This is a genomic window from Massilia sp. TWP1-3-3 (assembly GCF_049897805.1).
Classification (GTDB): domain Bacteria; phylum Pseudomonadota; class Gammaproteobacteria; order Burkholderiales; family Burkholderiaceae_D; genus Telluria_A.
Map to the genome: position 1 here is coordinate 1 of NZ_JAFCWX010000141.1, position 564 is coordinate 564.

Annotated in this window: 1 protein-coding gene; it reads left to right on the top strand. The window is 59.4% G+C overall.

Going from position 1 to position 564, the window contains the following annotated elements:
* Positions 1-46: 46 nt before the first annotated feature.
* Positions 47-564, top strand: a 518-nt coding sequence (locus tag ACP7D4_RS28215) for a transposase (protein ID WP_426212758.1), incomplete at its 3' end; no start/stop codon positions are given.

Genomic DNA, 564 nt, shown 5'->3' on the forward strand with positions numbered 1-564 from the left:
GTTATCTGGAAACACAGTTATCGACACGAACGCCACCTTGCCCGACATGAATTCTACCTCAGAGCAGCTCCGTTTTGCATCCATTCCCGCTCACAGCGTTCGCGCCGATTTCGCCGGAGGAGGCTTGTCGTCCGATCTTGGTCCGGTTCTGCTGCGTGGCGTCGACCTCCAAATTGGCTTGACCAAGCGCCTCGCTGCAGCCTTGCCGGATCGTCGCCATCAGAGTTACGTCAGCCATTCGTATCACGATCTTTTGGCGCAGCGCATTTACCAAATCGGCTGCGGCTACGAAGACGGCAACGATTCAAACAGCCTGCGCCACGACCCGATGTTCAAACTGGGCGCGGCCCGCTTGCCGTTCGACGATGATGGCGCGCTGGCGTCTGGCGCGACCATCTCGCGCTTTGAACATGCGGCCAGTCGCCAGGACATCTACCGCGTCAGTGAGGCCCTCGTGGAGCAGTTCATCGCCAGCTTCGCCAGCCCGCCAAAAAGTCTGATTCTCGACCTCGATCACTCGGAGGATGCGTGCTACGGGCAGCAGCCGCTGGCGTTTTACAACCA